This window comes from Streptomyces sp. NPDC041129 (assembly GCF_055592265.1).
Genome location: NZ_JBVIYV010000006.1, coordinates 142768 through 162701 on the forward strand (window position 1 = coordinate 142768; position 19934 = coordinate 162701).

At 71.1% G+C, this 19934-nt stretch carries 15 protein-coding genes; 7 read left to right on the forward strand and 8 right to left on the reverse strand.

The annotated features are described in order from the left end of the window. Positions 1-25 precede the first annotated feature (25 nt). A complete protein-coding gene (locus tag ACZ6B1_RS20790; protein WP_468780885.1) occupies positions 26-1027 on the reverse strand; it encodes a magnesium and cobalt transport protein CorA in 1002 nt (333 codons plus the stop codon). Between the two features lie 62 nt (positions 1028-1089). On the opposite strand from ACZ6B1_RS20790, the gene ACZ6B1_RS20795 reads away from it, so the two are divergent. From ACZ6B1_RS20795 to mshC, 4 genes are all read left to right on the forward strand, one after another. After that, positions 1090-1776, forward strand: coding sequence for a histidine phosphatase family protein (locus ACZ6B1_RS20795; RefSeq protein WP_468780382.1), 687 nt, complete (start codon positions 1090-1092; stop codon positions 1774-1776). A gap of 91 nt (positions 1777-1867) precedes the next feature. Then, on the forward strand, positions 1868-2458 hold the full coding sequence (locus ACZ6B1_RS20800; RefSeq protein WP_468780384.1) for a DUF3090 domain-containing protein: 591 nt from the start codon (positions 1868-1870) through the stop codon (positions 2456-2458). Further along, positions 2422-3255, forward strand: coding sequence for an SCO1664 family protein (locus tag ACZ6B1_RS20805; RefSeq protein WP_468780386.1), 834 nt, complete (start codon positions 2422-2424; stop codon positions 3253-3255). The genes ACZ6B1_RS20800 and ACZ6B1_RS20805 overlap by 37 nt, the downstream gene beginning before the upstream one ends. 93 nt (positions 3256-3348) lie before the next feature. After that, positions 3349-4578: a cysteine--1-D-myo-inosityl 2-amino-2-deoxy-alpha-D-glucopyranoside ligase gene (gene mshC, locus ACZ6B1_RS20810; RefSeq protein ID WP_468780388.1), complete on the forward strand. Its 1230-nt coding sequence runs from the start codon at positions 3349-3351 to the stop codon at positions 4576-4578. 75 nt (positions 4579-4653) lie between these two features. On the opposite strand, the gene ACZ6B1_RS20815 is transcribed toward mshC, so the two are convergent. The 5 genes from ACZ6B1_RS20815 to ACZ6B1_RS20835 all read right to left on the reverse strand — a co-directional run bounded on the left by ACZ6B1_RS20815 (position 4654) and on the right by ACZ6B1_RS20835 (position 11246). Beyond that, positions 4654-5664, reverse strand: coding sequence for a PAC2 family protein (locus ACZ6B1_RS20815; protein WP_468780390.1), 1011 nt, complete (start codon positions 5662-5664; stop codon positions 4654-4656). Positions 5665-6037: 373 nt separating this feature from the next. Beyond that, positions 6038-7654, reverse strand: coding sequence for a glycerol-3-phosphate dehydrogenase/oxidase (locus ACZ6B1_RS20820; protein ID WP_468780392.1), 1617 nt, complete (start codon positions 7652-7654; stop codon positions 6038-6040). Positions 7655-7694: 40 nt separating this feature from the next. Further along, the gene (gene glpK / locus ACZ6B1_RS20825; RefSeq protein ID WP_468780394.1) at positions 7695-9233 is read right to left on the reverse strand and encodes a glycerol kinase GlpK; all 1539 of its coding nucleotides are present in this window, start codon (positions 9231-9233) and stop codon (positions 7695-7697) included. Positions 9234-9302: 69 nt separating this feature from the next. Continuing rightward, entirely contained in the window at positions 9303-10097 is a 795-nt protein-coding gene (locus tag ACZ6B1_RS20830; protein WP_199209937.1) for an MIP/aquaporin family protein, read from the reverse strand. Between the two features lie 384 nt (positions 10098-10481). Beyond that, positions 10482-11246 carry an IclR family transcriptional regulator gene (locus ACZ6B1_RS20835; protein WP_199209936.1) on the reverse strand — a complete coding sequence of 255 codons (765 nt, stop codon included), beginning with the start codon at positions 11244-11246 and terminating at the stop codon, positions 10482-10484. Positions 11247-11540: 294 nt separating this feature from the next. Between ACZ6B1_RS20835 and metH the strand changes: the two genes are divergently transcribed. The 3 genes from metH (at position 11541) to ACZ6B1_RS20850 (ending at position 18016) form a co-directional block, all read left to right on the forward strand. Beyond that, positions 11541-15056, forward strand: coding sequence for a methionine synthase (gene metH / locus ACZ6B1_RS20840; RefSeq protein WP_468780397.1), 3516 nt, complete (start codon positions 11541-11543; stop codon positions 15054-15056). Positions 15057-15250: 194 nt separating this feature from the next. Then, a complete protein-coding gene (locus tag ACZ6B1_RS20845) occupies positions 15251-15952 on the forward strand; it encodes an HAD family hydrolase (protein ID WP_468780399.1) in 702 nt (233 codons plus the stop codon). A 459-nt stretch (positions 15953-16411) separates the two neighbouring features. Beyond that, complete coding sequence (locus tag ACZ6B1_RS20850; RefSeq protein WP_468780401.1) at positions 16412-18016, forward strand: ABC transporter substrate-binding protein; 1605 nt, start codon at positions 16412-16414, stop codon at positions 18014-18016. 80 nt (positions 18017-18096) lie between these two features. Here ACZ6B1_RS20850 and ACZ6B1_RS20855 read toward each other — a convergent pair whose 3' ends face one another. Then, a complete protein-coding gene (locus ACZ6B1_RS20855; protein ID WP_468780403.1) occupies positions 18097-18768 on the reverse strand; it encodes a response regulator in 672 nt (223 codons plus the stop codon). 84 nt (positions 18769-18852) lie between these two features. After that, entirely contained in the window at positions 18853-19878 is a 1026-nt protein-coding gene (locus ACZ6B1_RS20860; protein WP_468780405.1) for a RecB family exonuclease, read from the reverse strand. Positions 19879-19934 lie beyond the last annotated feature (56 nt).

The window sequence follows — 19934 nt, forward strand, 5'->3', positions numbered from 1 at the left end:
CGGCCTCCCGGCCGGGACGGCCCGCTCACAGCCAGCCGCGCCGCTTGAACTGCCGGTACAGCAGCACCTCCAGCGCGGCCATCAGCACGAGCACCACCGGATACGACCACAGCCAGTGCAGCTCGGGCATGTGGTCGAAGTTCATGCCGTACACGCCCGCGATCATCGTCGGCACCGCGGCCATCGCCGCCCAGGCGGAGATCTTCCGCATGTCGTCGTTCTGCCGCACGCTCGTCTGCGCCAGGTGCGCCGACAGGATGTCCGACACCAGCCGGTCCAGGCTCTCCACGGACTCGTTCACGCGCGTGAGGTGATCGCTCACGTCCCGGAAGAAGGGCCGCGCCTTGTCGTCCACGAACCGCACCCCACCGCCGCCGCCGAGCGGTCCGGCGCCGGCCAGCCGGGTCAGCGGCACCGCGAGCGGCCCGGTCGCCCTGCGGAACTCCAGCACCTGCCGCTTGAACGCGTAGATGCGCGACGCGGTGTGCCGCGAGCCGCCGCTCACCGGCTCGAACACCTCCGCCTCCAGTTCCTCCAGGTCGGTCTGCAGCTCGGTCGCCACCTCCAGGTAGTGGTCCACGACGGCGTCGGAGATCGCGTACAGCACCGAGGTGGGGCCCTTGCCGAGCATCTCCGGGTCCTCCTCCAGACGGCGCCGTACGGCCGCCAGCGGCGCCCCCACGCCGTGCCGGACCGTCACCGCGAAGCCGTCGCCGACGAACACCATGACCTCCCCGGCCGAGACGGTGTCGCCCTCCGGCTCGTACACCACCGGCTTGAGGACCATGAAGAGCGAGTCGTCGTACACCTCCAGCTTGGGCCGCTGATGGGCCTTGAGGGCATCCTCGACCGCCAGCGGATGCAGCCCGAACTCCCGGGTGACCAGGTCGAACTCCCGTTCCGACGGCTCGTGCAGCCCGATCCACACGAAGCCGCCCCCCGCCCGCGCCTCCTCCAGCGCGTCGGACAGGTCCTCGGGGCCCTCGGTACGGAGCCCGTGCCGGTACACGGCGCAGTCCACGATCACGGAGCGCATTCTCCCTTCGCCCGTTCACCAGTGCATGTACTGATGCGCTTACCCTGGGCCGCATGCCCACGCTGATCCTCGTCAGGCACGGACGGTCGACCGCCAACACCTCGGGCGTGCTCGCCGGGTGGACGCCAGGCGTCGCCCTCGACGAGCGCGGTGCCGCACAGGCCGCCGCGCTGCCCGCACGGCTCGCGGAGCTGCCGCTCGCGGAGGTCGTCGCGAGCCCCCTGCAACGCTGCCAGGAGACCGTACGGCCGCTGCTCGACGCCCGGCCCGGACTGCGCGCCCACACCGACGAACGCATCGGAGAGTGCCACTACGGCGACTGGTCCGGGCGCAAGCTCGCCGAACTGAAGGACGAGCCGCTGATGGAGGTCGTCCAGGCCCACCCGTCGGCCGCCGCCTTCCCGGGCGGCGAGTCCATGCGGGCCATGCAGACCCGCGCCGCCGAGGCCGTACGCGAGTGGAACGCGCGCGTGGAGCGCGACCACGGCGCCGACGCCGTCTACCTCATGTGCTCGCACGGGGACATCATCAAGTCGCTCGTCGCCGACGCCCTCGGACTCCATCTCGACCTCTTCCAGAGGATCTCCGTGGAACCGTGTTCCATCACCGCGATCCGTTACACCCGCCTCAGGCCGTTCCTCGTCCGCCTCGGCGACACCGGGGACTTCGCCTCGCTCGCCCCGCGCGAGGAGCCGGGGGAGGGCGACGCACCGGTCGGTGGCGGTGCGGGCGCACCGTGATCGTAGCCCGCAGTAGGGTGAAGCGATCCACCCCGGCGCACCCGTAAGCGCCCGCACCGCAGCAATCCCCGAATCCAAATGGAGACAGGACGTGTCCCGTCAGGTGTTCCTCTTCGACCCGCCGGACCGCTTCATCGCGGGCACCGTCGGGCTGCCCGGACGCCGTACGTTCTTCCTCCAGGCCGTCGCCGGCTCCCGGGTGACCAGCGTGGCCCTGGAGAAGACCCAGGTCGCCGCGCTCGCCGAGCGCATGGACGAGCTGCTGGACGAGGTCGTGCGGCGCAGCGGCGGCAGCGCCGCCGTCCCCGCCGTGGCGCCCACGGAGGTCGCCGACACCGGCCCGCTGGACACCCCCGTCGAGGAGGAGTTCCGGGTCGGCACCATGGCCCTGGCCTGGGACGGCGACGAACAGCGCATGATCGTGGAGGCGCAGGCCCTGGTGGAGCTGGACGCCGACACGGAGGAGGACCTCGCCGAGGCCGAGGAGCGGCTGCTCCAGGACGAGGAGAACGGGCCCCCGATGCTGCGGGTCCGGCTGACCGGCGCGCAGGCCAGGGCCTTCGCCAAGCGCGCCCTGGACGTCGTCAACGCCGGGCGGCCGCCGTGCCCGCTGTGCAGCCTCCCGCTCGACCCGGAAGGACACGTATGTCCGCGCCAGAACGGATACCGCCGCGGAGCGTGACGGCCGCGGACGACGGCGCCGCCGAGCTGCTGGCGCGCGGTGAGCTGTCCGTGCGCGGACGCATCCGCGAGGCGTCCAACGCGGCGCTGTTCTGCACGGTCGCCCTCGACGGCCGGGAAGCCTCCTGCGTGTACAAGCCGGTGGCCGGGGAGCGCCCGCTGTGGGACTTCCCCGACGGCACCCTGGCCGGCCGCGAGGTGGCCGCCTACGCGGTCTCCGAGGCCACCGGCTGGGGGCTGGTCCCGCCGACCGTGCTGCGCGACGGCCCGTACGGCGAGGGCATGTGCCAGCTCTGGATCGACACCGTCGCCGAGGCGGAACTGCTCGCCCTGGTGGACGCCGAGGAACCGGAACCCGGCTGGAAGGCGATCGGGCTCGCCGACGTCGGCGAGGGCCGTACCGCGCTGCTCGTCCACGCCGACGACGGGCGGCTGCGCCGCATGGCCGTCCTCGACGCCGTGATCAACAACGCCGACCGCAAGGGCGGCCACCTGCTTCCCACCGCGGACGGCCGGCTCTACGGCATCGACCACGGGGTCACCTTCAACACCGAGGACAAGCTGCGCACCCTGCTGTGGGGCTGGGCCGGGGAGCCGCTCACGGCCGAGGCGGTGGAGGTGCTGCGGGCGCTGCGCGGGTCCCTCGGCGGGGGCGGTGAGCTGGCCGGGCGGCTGGCGCCGCTGATCACCCAGGACGAGATCGACGCGACGCGCGCGCGTGTCGACGCGCTGCTCGCGGCCGGGCTGCACCCGGAGCCGGGCGGGGAGTGGCCGGCGATCCCCTGGCCGCCCGTGTGAGCACATCACGGCACGAACCGCAAGAACGCACAACCGGCCATCCGGTCCGATCCCGTTCGTATCCGCAGCTCGCGGCCGGTTAGGCTCATGTACATGCATGCCTGGCCCGCTTCCGAGGTCCCCGCCCTGCCTGGTCAGGGCCGCGACCTGAGGATCCACGACACCGCGACCGGCGGCCTCGTCACCCTCGACCCCGGTCCCGTCGCCCGTATCTACGTCTGCGGCATCACGCCGTACGACGCGACCCACATGGGTCACGCGGCGACCTACAACGCGTTCGACCTCGTTCAGCGCGTGTGGCTCGACACCAAGCGGCAGGTCCACTACGTCCAGAACGTCACCGACGTCGACGATCCGCTGCTGGAGCGCGCGGAGCGGGACGGCGTCGACTGGGTCGCCCTCGCCGAGAAGGAGACCGCTCTCTTCCGTGAGGACATGACCGCCCTCAGGATGCTCCCGCCCGAGCACTACATAGGCGCCGTCGAGGCCATACCCGGCATCGTCCCGCTCGTGGAGCGGCTCCGTGAGCTGGGCGCCGCCTACGACCTCGACGGCGACATCTACTTCTCCGTCGAGTCCGACCCGCACTTCGGCCAGGTCTCCCACCTGGACGCGGCCGCGATGCGGCTGCTGTCCGCCGAGCGCGGCGGCGACCCGGACCGTCCGGGCAAGAAGAACCCGCTGGACCCGATGCTGTGGATGGCGGCCCGTGAGGGCGAGCCGAGCTGGGACGGCGGCACTCTCGGCCGCGGCCGCCCGGGCTGGCACATCGAGTGCGTGGCGATCGCCCTCGACCACCTGGGCATGGGCTTCGACGTCCAGGGCGGCGGTTCCGACCTGGCCTTCCCGCACCACGAGATGGGCGCCTCGCACGCCCAGGTGCTCACCGGCGAGTTCCCCATGGCCCAGGCCTACGTGCACGCCGGGATGGTCGCCCTGCACGGCGAGAAGATGTCGAAGTCCAAGGGCAACCTGGTCTTCGTCTCCGGGCTGCGCCGCGACGGCGTCGACCCGGCCGCGATCCGGCTGACCCTGCTCGCCCACCACTACCGGTCCGACTGGGAGTGGACCGACCAGGTCCTGCGCGACGCGCAGGACCGCCTCGGCCGCTGGCGGGCCGCGGTCTCCCGGCCCGACGGCCCCTCCGCCGACGCGCTCGTCGAGGAGATCCGCGCGGCCCTCGCCGACGACCTCGACGCGCCCGCCGCGCTCGCCGCCGTCGACCGCTGGGCCGAGCGGCAGCAGCGGGAGGGCGGCACCGACACCGGCGCCCCCGGTCTGGTCACCCGGGCCGTGGACGCGCTGCTCGGCGTGGCCCTGTGACACACCCGCCCGATCCGGGCGCGGGCCCGGCCTGACGGCGAAGGGGCGGTACGCGAGTCGCGTACCGCCCCTCGCTCAGTCCTCGGAGCCGTCCTCGTCGTCGGCCTCGGTGCCGCCGGGACTGTCCGTGTCCGGCTTGGCCGGCCTCGGCGGCCGGGTGCGCCCGCCGGGCGTGTCACGGGGCGTCTCCCGCCGGAACGAGCCGCCCTCGCCGCCTTCCGCCGTGGCGTGCCCGCCCGGCGGGCCGACGTCCCGGCGCCGCAGGTACCGCTCGAACTCGCGGGCGATCGCCTCGCCGGACGCCTCCGGCAGCTCGGCGGTGTCCCGGGCCTCCTCCAACGTCTGCACGTACTCGGCGACCTCGCTGTCCTCGGCGGCCAGCTGGTCCACGCCCACCTGCCAGGCACGCGCGTCCTCGGGCAGCTCGCCCTGCGGGACGCGCAGGTCCAGCAGGTCCTCCAGCCGGTTGAGCAGAGCCAGCGTGGCCTTCGGGTTGGGCGGCTGGGAGACGTAGTGCGGCACCGCCGCCCACAGCGACACCGCCGGCACGCCCGCGTGCGTGCAGGCCTCCTGCAGGACACCGACGATGCCCGTAGGGCCCTCGTACTTGGTCTCCTCCAGATCCATGCGGCGCGCCAGGTCCGGGTCGGAGGTCACCCCGCTGACCGGCACCGGACGCGTGTGCGGGGTGTCGCCGAGCAGGGCGCCCAGCACGACCACCAGCTCCACGCCCAGCTCGTGGGCGAAGCCGAGCAGTTCGTTGCAGAACGACCGCCAGCGCATGGACGGTTCGATGCCCCGGACCAGCACCAGGTCGCGCGGCTTGTCCCCGCCGACCCGCACCACCGACAGTCTGGTCGTCGGCCATGTGATCTTGCGCACCCCGCCGTCCATGAACACCGTGGGGCGGTTCACCTGGAAGTCGTAGTAGTCCTCGGCGTCCAGCGCCGCGAACACCTCGCCCTTCCACTCGCGTTCCAGGTGCGCGACCGCCGTGGAGGCGGCGTCACCGGCATCGTTCCAGCCCTCGAACGCGGCCACCATGACTGGGTCGATCAGCTCGGGAACCCCCTCCAGCTCGATCACCCAGTGCCTCCTTCCGACGTGCTCTCGCCTGACCACCCAACCTTACGGCGTCCGGCGGGAGCGCCCGCGACCCCCTTGACCGGGGGCTGCCCGGATCACTGCCCCGTTCGCCACGCCGGAACACCCGGCGCGGCCCCGCCTGACCGTACCGCTCCGCCGCCGCCCCGGGCACCGCGGGACCGTGCCCAACGGGGGCCGGGGCACGCCCGGTTGCGGCCGTGGCGGCCGGCCGGACAGGCCGAGGGGCAGCGGGAAGGGGCGGCTCCATCGGCGTGGAGCCGCCCCTTCCGCCCTTCCGGACCCGGTGCGGCGGGTTCCGGCGCGGCAACGGCGGCCGGCCCTGGTCAGGGAGGGGGCCGGCCGCCGCCCGGGCCTACTTTTCGTCGAGCAGGTCCTGGACCTTGGCGCGGACCTCGTCGGTCGCGAGGCCGCGGATGGTCAGCGTGGTACGGCGGCGCAGCACGTCGTCCGTCGTCTCGGCCCACTCGTGGTCGCGGGCCCAGACGACCTGCGCCCAGATCTCCGGGGCGTCCGGGTGGACGCGCTGGGCCAGCTCCGGGTGCTCGTTCGCCAGCCGGGCGATGTCGAAGGCCAGGGAGCCGTAGTGGGTGGCCAGGTGCTTGGCCGTGTCGGCGGCCATGCGCGGGCCGGGCGCCGGGTGGTCCACCAGCAGGCGGTGGGCGACCGCGCGCGGGTTGGCGACGCCGGGCAGCGGAAGCTTCTTCGGCAGCGAGGCGATCGGCTCGAAGTCGTCGCCGAGCGGGTGACCCGGCAGCTCCTCCAGCTTCTGCATCACGGTGCGGCCGATGTGCCGGAAGGTCGTCCACTTGCCGCCCGCGACGGACAGCATGCCGCCCCTGCCCTCGGTCACGACCGTCTCGCGCTTGGCCTTGGCGGTGTCGCCGGGACCGCCCGGCAGCACCCGCAGACCGGCGAAGGCGTAGGTCATCAGGTCGCGCTGGAGCTGCTGGTCCCGGACGGAGAACGCGGCCTCGTCCAGTATCTGGGCTATGTCCTTCTCGGTGACCGAGACATCCGCCGGGTCGCCCTCGTACTCCTCGTCGGTGGTGCCGAGCAGCAGCATGTCCTCCCAGGGGAGGGCGAAGGTGATGCGGTACTTGTCGATCGGGGTGGCGAGCGCGGCCTTCCAGGGGGCGGTGCGCTTCAGCACCAGGTGCGCGCCCTTGGACAGACGGATCGAGGGCGCGGCGTTCGCGTCCTCCATCCGGCGCAGGTGGTCGACCCAGGGGCCGGTCGCGTTCAGCACCAGGCGGGCGTTGACCCCGAACTCGGCGCCGGACATCCGGTCCCTGAGCTCGGCGCCGGTGACCCGGCCCTTGGTGAAGCGCAGCCCGGTGACCTCGGCGTGGTTGAGTACGACCGCGCCCGCCTCGACGGCCGCGCGGACCGTCATCAGCGCCATGCGCGCGTCGTTCATCTGGTCGTCGCCGTACACGGCCACGGCCTTGAGGTTGTCGGTGCGCAGCTCGGGCACGTCCTGCGCCGCCTTGGCGGGGGAGAGCAGGTGGCCCACGCCGTCGCCGAACGCGGAGAGCGCCGAGTAGGCGAAGACGCCCGCGCCGAGCTTCGCCGCGCCGTGCGGCCCGCCCTTGTACACGGGGAGGTAGAACGTGAGCGGGTTCGCCAGGTGGGGGGCCACCTGGCGGGAGACCGCACGGCGCTCGAAGTGGTTCTCCGCCACCAGCTTCACCGCGCCGGTCTGCAGGTAGCGCAGACCGCCGTGGAGCAGCTTGGAGGAGGCGGAGGAGGTGGCACCGGCGAAGTCGCCGGCGTCGACCAGAGCCACCCTGAGTCCGGACTGCGCGGCGTGCCAGGCGGTGGAGATGCCCAGGATGCCGCCGCCGATCACAAGAAGGTCGTACGACGCCTTGGCGAGTTGCTCCCTGGTCTCGGCTCGGCTCGGGTTCGAGCCGGAGGCCGGGTGCGTTCCCAGGGCAGGCACGGACTGCAGGGTGGACTGACTGGTCATGTCGGGTACTTACTCCTCGTCAGAGCTGTCGGAACTCAGCTCAGCTCTCGTCCTCGATCCAGCCCATGGTCCGGTCGACGGCCTTGAGCCAGTTCTTGTACTCACGGTCGCGGGTCTCCGCGTCCATGTGGGGGGTCCACTCGGCGGCCCGGCGCCAGTTGGCGCGCAGTTCGTCGGTGCTGGACCAGAAGCCGACGGCGAGACCGGCGGCGTAGGCGGCGCCGAGGCAGGTGGTCTCGGCGACCATCGGGCGCACGACAGGTGCGTCCAGGACGTCCGAGAGGGTCTGCATCAGCAGGTTGTTGGAGGTCATGCCGCCGTCGACCTTGAGGGTCACCAGCTCGTCGCCGGAGTCCTTGACCATGGCGTCGGCGATCTCCCGCGTCTGCCAGGCCGTGGCCTCCAGGACGGCGCGGGCCAGGTGCGCCTTGGTCACGTACCGGGTCAGGCCGGCGATCACACCGCGGGCGTCGGAACGCCAGTGCGGGGCGAACAGGCCGGAGAAGGCCGGTACGAAGTAGGCGCCGCCGTTGTCCTCGACCGAGAGCGCGAGCGTCTCGATCTCGGCGGCGGTGGAGATCAGGCCCATCTGGTCGCGCATCCACTGCACCAGGGAGCCCGTGACGGCGATCGAGCCCTCGAGCGCGTAGACCGTCGGCTGGTCGCCGATCTTGTAGCCGACGGTGGTCAGCAGACCGGCGTAGGAGTTGATGATCTTGTCACCGGTGTTCATCACCATGAAGGTGCCGGTGCCGTAGGTGGACTTGGTCTCGCCCTCGGAGAAGCAGGTCTGGCCGAACAGGGCCGCCTGCTGGTCGCCGAGCGCCGAGGCGACCGGGATGCCGCCGAGGAGGTCGCCGAGCTTGCCGCCGGTGACCTCGCCGTACACCTCGGCGGAGGGGCGGATCTCGGGCAGCATCGCCAGCGGGACGCCGATGGACTCGGCGATCTTCTCGTCCCACCGCATGGTGTGCAGGTTCATGAGGAGGGTGCGGGAGGCGTTGGTGACGTCGGTGACGTGCTTGCCGCCGTTGGCGCCGCCGGTCAGATTCCAGATGACCCAGCTGTCCATGGTGCCGAAGAGGATGTCGCCCGCCTCGGCGCGCTCCTGGAGGCCTTCGACGTTGTCGAGCAGCCAGCGCGCCTTGGGCCCGGCGAAGTAGGCCGCCAGCGGCAGGCCGGTCTCGCGGCGGAAGCGGTCCTGGCCGACGTTGCGGCCCAGCTCCCGGCAGAGGGCGTCGGTGCGCGTGTCCTGCCAGACGATCGCGTTGTGGACGGGCTCACCGGTGTTCTTGTCCCACAGCACGGTGGTCTCGCGCTGGTTGGTGATACCGATGGCCTTGATGTCGTCGCGCGTGATGCCGGCCTTCTGGATGGCCCCGGCGACGACTTCCTGGACGTTGGTCCAGATCTCGTTGGCGTTGTGCTCGACCCAGCCCGGCTTCGGGAAGATCTGCTCGTGCTCCTTCTGGTCGACGGAGACGATCCGGCCGTCCTTGTCGAAGACGATGCAGCGCGAGGAGGTGGTGCCCTGGTCGATCGCGGCGATGAACGGGCCTGCGGTGTGGGCGTCGGTCACTGTGTGCTCCTGAAAGATCCGTGGTGATGGGGCTTTACGTACGGCGCGTGCGCGGAGGCTCGGTGCTTCCTAGACGAAGGCGACGTTGTAGATGCCTGCGGCGATCGCGCCGCCGATCAGCGGACCGACCACCGGGACCCAGGCGTAGCTCCAGTCGGAACCGCCCTTGTTGGGCAGGGGCAGCAGGGCGTGGACGATGCGGGGGCCAAGGTCACGGGCCGGGTTGATCGCGTAACCCGTGGGGCCGCCGAGGGAGAGGCCGATGGAGACGACCACGAGCGCGGTGATCAGGGCGCCCAGGGTGCCCAGGCCGTTGCCCTTGTCGTTCAGGCCCTGCGTGAGGACGGCGAGCACCAGCACGACGGTGCCGATGATCTCCGTGAGGAGGTTCTGCACCGCGTTCCGGATCTCCGGACCGGTGGAGAAGACGCCCAGGACCGGGCCGGCGCCCTTCTCCTGGGCCTCGACGGCCTTCGCCGTCGTGGCCTGCGCGCCCGGACCGCCGACGATCTCCTTGTCGGTGAGGTGCGCGTGGAACTGGCCGTAGTAGGCGGCCCAGACCAGGGCCGCGCCGATCATGGCGCCGAGCAGCTGACCGCCCCAGTAGACGGGCAGGTTGCTGAAGTCCTTGTCCTTGATCGCGAGCGCGAGCGTCACGGCCGGGTTCAGATGGGCACCGGAGAGCGGCGCCGAGGTGTAGACGGCCGTCAGTACGGCGAAACCCCACCCGAAGGTGATGGCCAGCCAGCCGGCGTTACGGGCCTTGGAGGCCTTCAGCGTCACGGCGGCGCACACGCCGCCGCCGAGCAGGATGAGTATGGCGGTACCGATGGTCTCGCCGATGAAGATGTCGGAGCTGGACACCCGCGACTCCTTTGTCCTTCGTCCAGGGAAACCGAACCCCGGGTCCCTCCGGGGGTTCTGGCGCCCTCGGGGGTGAGAGCGATGCCGGCCCTTGGCGTTGTCACACTCTAGCGCGTATTGCCGTTAGGTGTTCGACAATGCCGACCGATGGACGGGAGTCTTGCTTCGGCGTCACGCGTGCGTCAAGGGTTCTGTTATCGAAAACAGGATCGTTATTGATCGCTGCCGGTTATCGCTCTTCCTGCACTGACGTACCTATTCGCCCGATATGTCCATTTCAGGGTATGGCGAGAACCGGAACGCCGCCTCGCGTCCCGGTCGTCCTCCGGTCAGTCGGTTCCGACGGCCTGGTCCGGCCGTCGCCCGGCGGCGGATCGCCGCCGGTCAGAAGCGCCCCGCGCCCAGGTCCCGCGACACCGCGCGGGCGCAGTCCCGTACCGCGGCGATCAGCTCGGGGCGCACCTCGCCGTCCCGGCACAGCCGCTCCACCGCGCCCGCGATGCCGACCGCGCCCACCGGCATCCGGCGCCGGTCGTGGATCGGCGCGGCGATCGACGCCACGCCCTCCCAGGTCTCCTCCACGTCCGCCGCGTAGCCACGCGCGCGCGTGAGGTCCAGCAGGTGCTCGAAGTCCGCCGGCTCGCACACCGTGCGGTCCGTGAACGGCTTGCGGTCGGCCTCCATGGCCTCGCTGTGCGCCACCGGGTCGTAGGCGGAGAGCACCTTGCCCAGCGCCGTGGAGTGCAGCGGCTGCATCGCCCCTATCTCCAGCACCTGCCGGCTGTCGTCCGGCCGGAAGACGTGGTGCACGATCAGGACGCCCTGCTGGTGCAGGACGCCCAGATAGACGCTCTCCCCGCTGGAGCGGGCCAGGTCGTCGGTCCACACCAGGGCCCGCGCCCGCAGCTCGTGCACGTCCAGGTAGGTGGTGCCCAGGCGCAGCAGTTCGGCGCCGAGCTGGTAGCGGCCGGAGACGCCGTCCTGCTCGACGAACCCCTCCTGCTGCAGGGTCCGCAGGATGCCGTGGGCGGTGCCCTTGGCGAGGCCCAGTGACGAGGCGATGTCCGAGAGGCCGAGCCGCCGCTCGCCGCCCGCGAGCAGCCGCAGCATCGCCGCCGCCCGTTCGAGCGACTGGATGTTCCGTGCCATCGCCGTCCTGCCCTCCGTCCCCTTCGACCATTGCCGAACAGCGTGCAACACCCCGTTCGGCAATGTCGAACACTACCGGTCCATGTCGACCTCCCGCCAATGGTCGGACGACACCTGTTACATCCCGTGCGGCACGCCGGTCGCGATCCGGCCATCCGGCACGCCCCGCGTCCGCCTCGTGGACGCCGGTGCCCATCCAAGCCCACTCCCGGTTACCCTGACGCCGTGCCCTGCCCCGGTTCCCGCCGGGGAAGGCGCATAGCCGACAGCCGTCGCATCCCAGGGAGCCCCTTCATGGCCTCGTTGCCAACGACCCCTTCCGCCGACAGCCGGACCCGTGCGTCCGCGCTCCGAGAGGCACTCGCCACCCGTGTGGTGGTAGCCGACGGAGCTATGGGCACGATGCTCCAGGCCCAGGAGCCGACGCTCGAGGACTTCCAGCAGCTCGAGGGCTGCAACGAGATTCTCAACCTCACCCGCCCCGACATCGTCCGCTCCGTCCACGAGGCGTACTTCGCCGTGGGCGTCGACTGCGTCGAGACCAACACCTTCGGGGCCAACCACTCCGCCCTCGGCGAGTACGACATCCCCGAGCGCGTCCACGAACTGTCCGAGGCCGGCGCCCGTGTCGCCCGCGAGGTCGCCGACGAGTTCACCGCGAAGGACGGCCGGCCCCGCTGGGTCCTCGGCTCCATGGGCCCCGGCACCAAGCTGCCCACCCTCGGCCACGCCCCCTACACCACCCTGCGCGACGCCTACCAGCGCAACGCCGAGGGCCTGGTCACCGGCGGCGCCGACGCGCTGCTCGTGGAGACCACCCAGGACCTGCTGCAGACCAAGGCCGCCGTGCTCGGCGCCCGCCGCGGCCTCGACGCCCTCGGCCTGGACCTGCCGGTGATCGTGTCCGTGACCGTCGAGACCACCGGCACCATGCTGCTCGGCTCCGAGATCGGCGCCGCCCTCACGGCGCTCGAACCGCTCGGCATCGACATGATCGGCCTGAACTGCGCCACCGGCCCGGCCGAGATGAGCGAGCACCTGCGCTACCTCGCCCGCAACGCCCGCATCCCGCTGTCCTGCATGCCCAACGCGGGCCTGCCGGTGCTCGGCAAGGACGGTGCCCACTACCCGCTGAGCGCGCCCGAGCTGGCCGACGCCCAGGAGACCTTCGTCCGCGAGTACGGCCTCTCGCTCGTCGGCGGCTGCTGCGGCACCACCCCCGAGCACCTGCGCCAGGTCGTCGAACGCGTCGAGGGCCTCACCCCGCGCACCCGCGACCCGCGCCCCGAGGCGGGCGCCGCCTCCCTCTACCAGAGCGTGCCCTTCCGCCAGGACACCTCCTACCTCGCCATCGGCGAGCGCACCAACGCCAACGGATCCAAGAAGTTCCGCGAGGCCATGCTCGAGGGCCGCTGGGACGACTGCGTGGAGATGGCCCGCGACCAGATCCGCGAGGGCGCGCACATGCTCGACCTGTGCGTGGACTACGTCGGCCGCGACGGCGTCGCCGACATGGAGGAACTCGCCGGCCGCTTCGCCACCGCCTCCACCCTGCCGATCGTCCTCGACTCCACCGAGGTCGACGTCATCGAGGCGGGCCTGGAGAAGCTCGGCGGCCGCGCCGTCATCAACTCGGTGAACTACGAGGACGGCGCCGGACCCGGCTCCCGCTTCGCGAAGGTCACCGAGCTGGCCAGGGAGCACGGCGCCGCGCTGATCGCGCTCACCATCGACGAGGAGGGCCAGGCCCGCACCCCCGAGAAGAAGGTCGAGATCGCCGAACGGCTCATCGACGACCTGACCGGGAACTGGGGCATCCGCGAGGAGGACATCCTCATCGACACCCTGACCTTCACCATCTGCACCGGTCAGGAGGAGTCCCGCAAGGACGGCATCGCCACCATCGAGGCGATCCGCGAGCTCAAGCGCCGCCACCCGGCCGTCCAGACAACCCTGGGCCTGTCCAACATCTCCTTCGGCCTGAACCCGGCCGCCCGCATCCTGCTGAACTCCGTCTTCCTCGACGAGTGCGTCAAGGCGGGCCTGGACTCGGCGATCGTGCACGCCTCCAAGATCCTCCCGATCGCCCGGTTCAGCGAGGAGGAGGTCCGCACGGCCCTCGACCTCATCCACGACCGCCGTGCCGAGGGCTACGACCCGCTGCAGAAGCTGATGCAGCTCTTCGAGGGCGCCACCGCCAAGTCCCTGAAGGCCGGCAAGGCCGAGGAACTGGCCGCACTGCCCCTGGAGGAGCGGCTCAAGCGGCGCATCATCGACGGCGAGCGCAACGGCCTGGAGGCGGACCTCGACGAGGCCCTCCAGGACCGGCCCGCCCTGGACATCGTCAACGACACCCTCTTGGACGGCATGAAGGTCGTCGGCGAACTGTTCGGCTCCGGCCAGATGCAGCTGCCCTTCGTGCTCCAGTCCGCCGAGGTCATGAAGACGGCCGTCGCCCACCTCGAACCGCACATGGAGAAGTCGGACGCCGAGGGCAAGGGCACCATCGTCCTGGCCACCGTGCGCGGCGACGTCCACGACATCGGCAAGAACCTCGTCGACATCATCCTGTCCAACAACGGCTACAACGTCGTCAACCTGGGCATCAAGCAGCCCGTCTCCGCGATCCTGGACGCCGCCGAGGAACACCGCGCCGACGTCATCGGCATGTCCGGCCTCCTGGTGAAGTCCACCGTGATCATGAAGGAGAACCTGGAGGAGCTGAACCAGCGCGGCCTCGGCACCCGCTTCCCGGTCATCCTCGGCGGCGCCGCCCTCACCCGCGCCTACGTCGAGCAGGACCTGCACGAGATCTACGACGGCGAGGTCCGCTACGCCCGCGACGCCTTCGAGGGCCTGCGCCTGATGGACGCCCTCATCGGAGTCAAGCGGGGTGTGCCCGGCGCCAGGCTGCCCGAGCTGCGGCAGCGCCGGGTCCGCGCCACGGCCGCAGTGGAGGTCCAGGAGCGCCCGGAGGAGGGGCACGTCCGCTCCGACGTCGCCACCGACAACCCGGTGCCCGCCCCGCCGTTCTGGGAGACCCGCGTCATCAAGGGCATCCAGCTCAAGGAGTACGCGAGCTGGCTGGACGAGGGCGCGCTGTTCAAGGGCCAGTGGGGCCTGAAGCAGGCCCGCGCCGGCGACGGCCCGACCTACGAGGAACTGGTGGAGACCGAGGGCCGCCCCCGCCTGCGCGGCCTCCTGGACCGGCTGCAGACGGAGAACCTGCTGGAGGCGGCCGTCGTCTACGGCTACTTCCCGTGCGTCTCCAAGGACGACGACCTGATCATCCTGGACGAGCGGGGCAACGAACGCACCCGCTTCACCTTCCCGCGTCAGCGCCGCGGCCGCCGCCTGTGCCTCGCCGACTTCTTCCGCCCGGAGGAGTCCGGCGAGACCGACGTCGTCGGATTCCAGGTCGTCACCGTCGGCTCCCGGATCGGCGAGCAGACCGCGCGGCTCTTCGAGTCCAACGCCTACCGCGACTACCTCGAACTGCACGGACTGTCCGTACAGCTCGCCGAGGCGCTCGCCGAGTACTGGCACGCCCGGGTGCGCGCCGAACTCGGCTTCGGCGGCGAGGACCCCGCCGCCATGGAGGACATGTTCGCCCTGAAGTACCGGGGCGCCCGCTTCTCCCTCGGCTACGGTGCCTGCCCCGACCTGGAGGACCGCGCCAAGATCGCCGAGCTGCTGCGGCCCGAGCGGATCGGCGTCCAGCTCTCCGAGGAGTTCCAGCTCCACCCCGAGCAGTCCACCGACGCGATCGTGATCCACCACCCGGAGGCCAAGTACTTCAACGCCCGCTGACGCACCCGCCGGCCTCCGCGTCCGGGCATGCCGAAGGGCCTCCTGGCCTGCACGGGGGTGTTTCAGGGGATACCCCTGACCCGGAGTGATAAACGAGGCGCTTCGGGTGCCGGAGTCGTACACTGGTCGGTCCACCGCAGGCCGGTTCCCCGCATGGGAACCGGCCTGGTCGTCCCCGAAGGAGGCGCGCCCGGATGACCAGCACTGTCCCAGCGCTCGGAACCCGTACGGCCGAAGGCTCCGCCCTGCAGGCGGTGCTCCTCGACATGGACGGCACCCTGGTGGACACCGAAGGCTTCTGGTGGGACGTCGAGGTCGAGGTCTTCGCCGCCCTCGGTCACGACCTCGACGAATCCTGGCGGCACGTCGTCGTCGGCGGCCCCATGACCCGCAGCGCCGGCTTCCTCATCGAGGCCACCGGCGCCGCCATCACCCTCGCCGAAGTCTCGGTGCTGCTCAACGACGGCTTCGAGACCCGCATCGGCCAGTCCCTGCCGCTGATGCCCGGCGCCGCCCGGCTCCTCGCCGAACTCCACGAGCACGGCATCCCCACCGCCCTGGTCTCCGCCTCGCACCGGCGCATCATCGACCGCGTGCTGAGAGTGCTGGGCCCCCACCACTTCGGCCTCTCCATCGCCGGCGACGAGGTCTCGCGCACCAAGCCCTACCCCGACCCGTACCTGCTCGCCGCCGCCGGACTCGGCGTCGACCCGGCCCGCTGTGCCGTCGTCGAGGACACCGCCACCGGCGTCGCCGCCGCCGAGGCCGCCGGCTGCCAGGTGGTCGCCGTCCCCTCCATCGCCCCCATCACCCCGGCCGAACGGCGCACCGTCGTGTCCTCCCTGGAAGAGGTCGACCTGTCATTCCTGCGCGGCCTGATGACGCAAATGCGCTAGCCGTTCACCCGGGGTACTCCCGGGCCGGAGCCGCCGAGTGCCAAACCCAATGGGCGTGTTGGACAAATTTCCGGGGAAGTACACCAAGGGCTGAATTCCGCGCGGGCCGCCCGGCCGAATTCCAGGAACCGCCAACTCTCGGTAACGGATGTGACGTTCCCCACGCGTCGAGTCCTCGACAACGTTGCCCAAGTGTGCAGACCGCCCCGATCCGGGGCGTGACGGAGTGCCCTTGTGTCCTGATTGGGGAGACGCTGCACTAATCCTGCCACTGTCGGGTTTTCGGTGTGTCCGCACCCGGTTTCACTCCGTGATGGACGCTCAACTCACGCGCCAGTGAACCCCCGTGCGGGCGCGGACTAATCTCGTCGCGAGAACATCGAAGCAACCCCCATGACTCGCCGCACCACCCATGCATGCCGAGTACATGGACTCGAACAGCTCTGGAGAAACTCCCGCATGAACCGCAAGACTTTGGTGCTGCCGGCAGTGGCCGGCCTGCTGACGCCGGTTCTCGCCGCGTGCGGCGGATCCGACAGCGGGAGCAAGAGCGGGGACGCCATCGTCGTCGGCACCACGGACCGGTTCGAGGCCACCAGCGACGCCCCGGCGCCCCTCGACCCCGCCTACGCCTACGACGTCGGCACCTGGAACATCCTGCGCCAGACGGTGCAGACCCTGATGACCCAGCCCAAGGGCGAGGGCAACCCCGTCCCGGAGGCCGCCGAGAGCTGCTCCTTCACCGACAGCGGCAACGAGCGCTACGCCTGCAAGCTGCGCGAGGGCCTGCAGTTCTCCGACGGCGACAAGGTCACCGCCGCCGACGTCAAGTACTCCATCGAGCGTGCCCTGCGCATCAACGCGGACAGCGGTGTCGCCACCCTGCTGAACACGATCGACACGGTCGAGACCCAGGGCGACCGCGAGGTGATCTTCCACCTCAAGACGGCCGACGCCACCTTCCCGTACAAGCTGTCGACCCCGGTCGCGGGCATCGTCAACCCGAAGGACTACGCCAAGGACAAGCTGCGCGACGGCTTCGACGTCGACGGCTCCGGCCCCTACACCCTCAAGGCCGACGTCAAGGACAACGCGATCGACACCGCCGTCTTCACGAAGAACCCTTCCTACAAGGGCAGCGTGACGGTGAACAACGACGAGGTCGAGATGCGCTCCTTCGACGACGCCGACGCCATGGGCCAGGCCATCGAGAAGGGTGACATCGACCTGATGACGCGCACCATGTCGCCGTCCCAGATCGACAAGCTGGACTCCGGCTCCCAGGCCAACGTCGACCTCGTCGACATGCCGGGCCTCGAGATCCGCTACCTGGCCTTCAACACCAACGCGTCCACCGTGAAGACCAAGGCCGTCCGCCAGGCCATGGCCCAGCTCATCAACCGCGGCGAACTCGTCTCCAAGGTCTACGGCACCCAGGCCGAGCCGCTGTACTCCCTGGTCCCGGCCACCCTCACCGGCCACTCCAACTCGTTCTTCAACAAGTACGGCAACCCCAGCGCCACCAAGGCCAAGGGCCTGCTCGAGAAGGCCGGCATCACCACCCCGGTGAAGCTGACGCTGCACTACACCACCGACCACTACGGCTCGGCCACCAAGCAGGAGTTCCAGATCCTGCAGAAGCAGCTCAACGACAGCGGCCTGTTCGACGTCAGCCTCCAGGGCCACCCCTGGTCGACCTTCCGGCCCGCCGAGCAGAAGGGCCAGTACGACGTCTACGGCATGGGCTGGTTCCCCGACTTCCCCGACGCCGACAACTTCGTCGCGCCCTTCCTCGACAAGGGCAACTTCCTCGGCTCGCCGTACTCCAACAGCACCATCCAGCGCACGCTGATCCCCGAGTCCCGGCGCGAGGCCGACCGCCTCAACGCGGTCAAGACCCTCACCGCGATCCAGGACACCGTCGCCGACGACGTCCCCGTGCTGCCGCTGTGGCAGGGCAAGCAGTACGTCGCCGCGCGCGACAACGTCACGGGTGTCTCCTACGCGCTCAACTCCGTCGCCTCGCTCCAGCTGTGGGAGCTCGGCCGCGGTGTGAGCGGCTGACGCCCGCCCCGCCTCACACACCGAGGGCGCCCCTTCCCGCACGGGAAGGGGCGCCCTCGGCGTCGTACTCGGGACCCGGCTCAGCTCGCGCCGGGCCGCACCAGCCCGCTCTCGTACGCGTACACCGCCGCCTGCACCCGGTCGCGCAGCCCCAGCTTGGTCAGCACATGCCCGACATGCGTCTTCACCGTCGTCTCGCTGACGAACAGATCCGCGGCGATCTCCGCGTTGGACAGCCCGCGCGCCACCAGCTTCAGCACCTCCACCTCACGGTCGGTGAGCGTGTTCAGGGTGTCCGGCACGGACTCCTCACCGGACGGCAGATGTGTCGCGTACTTGTCCAGCAGGCGGCGCGTGATGCTCGGCGCCAGCATCGCCTCCCCGTTGGCCACCACCCGGATCGCCTGCACCAGTTCGTTGGCGGGCGCGTCCTTCAGCAGGAACCCGCTGGCCCCGGCGCGCAGCGCCTCCACCACGTACTCGTCCAGATCGAAGGTGGTCAGCACCAGAACCTTCGCCGGGCCGTCCCGCCCGGGACCGGTGATCTGCCGCGTGGCCTCCACACCGTCCATGCGCGGCATCCGGATGTCCATCAGCACGACATCCGGCTGCAGGGCCCGTACCTGATCGAGGGCCTGCAGGCCGTCACCGGCCTCGCCCACGACCGCGATGTCCTGCTCGGCCTCCAGGATCATCCGGAAACCGGTACGCAGCAGGGGCTGGTCGTCGACCAGTAGGACGCGGATGGCCACGTGACACTCCTTCGCTAGTCCGCACCCATTCTGCCCTGCCCCCCGCACGCCACCGGCGGCACCCTCCGAGGCGGCCGCAGGCCGCTACTCGCCCGCCGCGGCGGACCGCACCGGCAGGGGATAGGGCGGGGGAGTACCGCCGAACTCCGGGCAGTGGGACCGGTGATCGCACCAGCCGCACAGCTTCGTCGGCCGGGCACGCCACTCGCCGGTCTCCGTGGCCTGCCTGATCGCCTCCCACAGCGCCAGCAGCTTGCGCTCCACCCGCTCCAGGTCGGCCAGGACCGGATCGTAGGTCAGCACGTCACCGCTGCCGAGATACACCAGCTGCAAGCGGCGCGGGACGACCCTCTTCAGCCGCCACACCACCAGCGCGTAGAACTTCATCTGGAACAGCGCGCCCTCGGCGTACTCGGGCCGCGGCGCCTTCCCCGTCTTGTAGTCCACGATCCGCACCTCGCCGGTGGGCGCCACGTCCACACGGTCGATGATCCCGCGCAGCCGCAGCCCCGACTCCAGCTCGGCCTCCACGAACAGCTCCCGCTCGGCGGGCTCCAGCCGGGCGGGGTCCTCCAGCGTGAACCACCGCTCCACCAGCCGCTCGGCCTCACCAAGCCAGCGGGTCAGCCGCTCGCCCTCCGGATCCTCGGCGAACAGCTCCCCGACCTCCGGCCGGCTCTCCCGCAACCGGTCCCACTGCCCGGGGATCAGCGCCTTCGCCCGCGGAGCCGTCCGCTCCGCGGCGGGCGCGTCGAACAGCCGCTCCAGCACGGCGTGCACCAGCGTCCCCCGCGTCGCGGCCTCACTCGGCTTCTCCGGCAGCCGGTCGATCACCCGGAACCGGTACAGCAGCGGGCACTGCATGAAGTCACCGGCCCGGGACGGCGACAAGGAGGACGGCGCGACGGCCACCCGCGCTCCCGCCGGTCCGGCCGCATCGCCACCGGGCGCCACCGGCTCCGCGGCGGGCACGATCGGCTCCGCGGCGGGCACCACCGGCTCCCCGCCGGCCGCCACCGCGTCCGGCGCCGGTTCCGCCGGCCCCGCCGCCGGAACCGTCTCCCCGGCCGGACCCGGCAGGGCCCCCGCGTCCTCGATGCTGCTGTCCATGACCCCAGACCATACGGCCCGGCACTGACAGCGACCCAGCCGCGGACCGCGTTAGG

Bases quoted from the DNA above. Each gene is read 5' to 3' on its own strand.
- ACZ6B1_RS20795 (WP_468780382.1), top strand. From the start codon at position 1,090: ATGCCCACGCTGATCCTCGTCAGGCACGGACGGTCGACCGCCAACACC.
- ACZ6B1_RS20805 (WP_468780386.1), top strand. From the start codon at position 2,422: ATGTCCGCGCCAGAACGGATACCGCCGCGGAGCGTGACGGCCGCGGAC.
- mshC (WP_468780388.1), top strand. From the start codon at position 3,349: ATGCATGCCTGGCCCGCTTCCGAGGTCCCCGCCCTGCCTGGTCAGGGC.
- ACZ6B1_RS20820 (WP_468780392.1), bottom strand. From the start codon at position 7,654: ATGACCAGTCAGTCCACCCTGCAGTCCGTGCCTGCCCTGGGAACGCAC.
- ACZ6B1_RS20835 (WP_199209936.1), bottom strand. From the start codon at position 11,246: ATGGCACGGAACATCCAGTCGCTCGAACGGGCGGCGGCGATGCTGCGG.
- metH (WP_468780397.1), top strand. From the start codon at position 11,541: ATGGCCTCGTTGCCAACGACCCCTTCCGCCGACAGCCGGACCCGTGCG.
- ACZ6B1_RS20845 (WP_468780399.1), top strand. From the start codon at position 15,251: ATGACCAGCACTGTCCCAGCGCTCGGAACCCGTACGGCCGAAGGCTCC.
- ACZ6B1_RS20850 (WP_468780401.1), top strand. From the start codon at position 16,412: ATGAACCGCAAGACTTTGGTGCTGCCGGCAGTGGCCGGCCTGCTGACG.
- ACZ6B1_RS20860 (WP_468780405.1), bottom strand. From the start codon at position 19,878: ATGGACAGCAGCATCGAGGACGCGGGGGCCCTGCCGGGTCCGGCCGGG.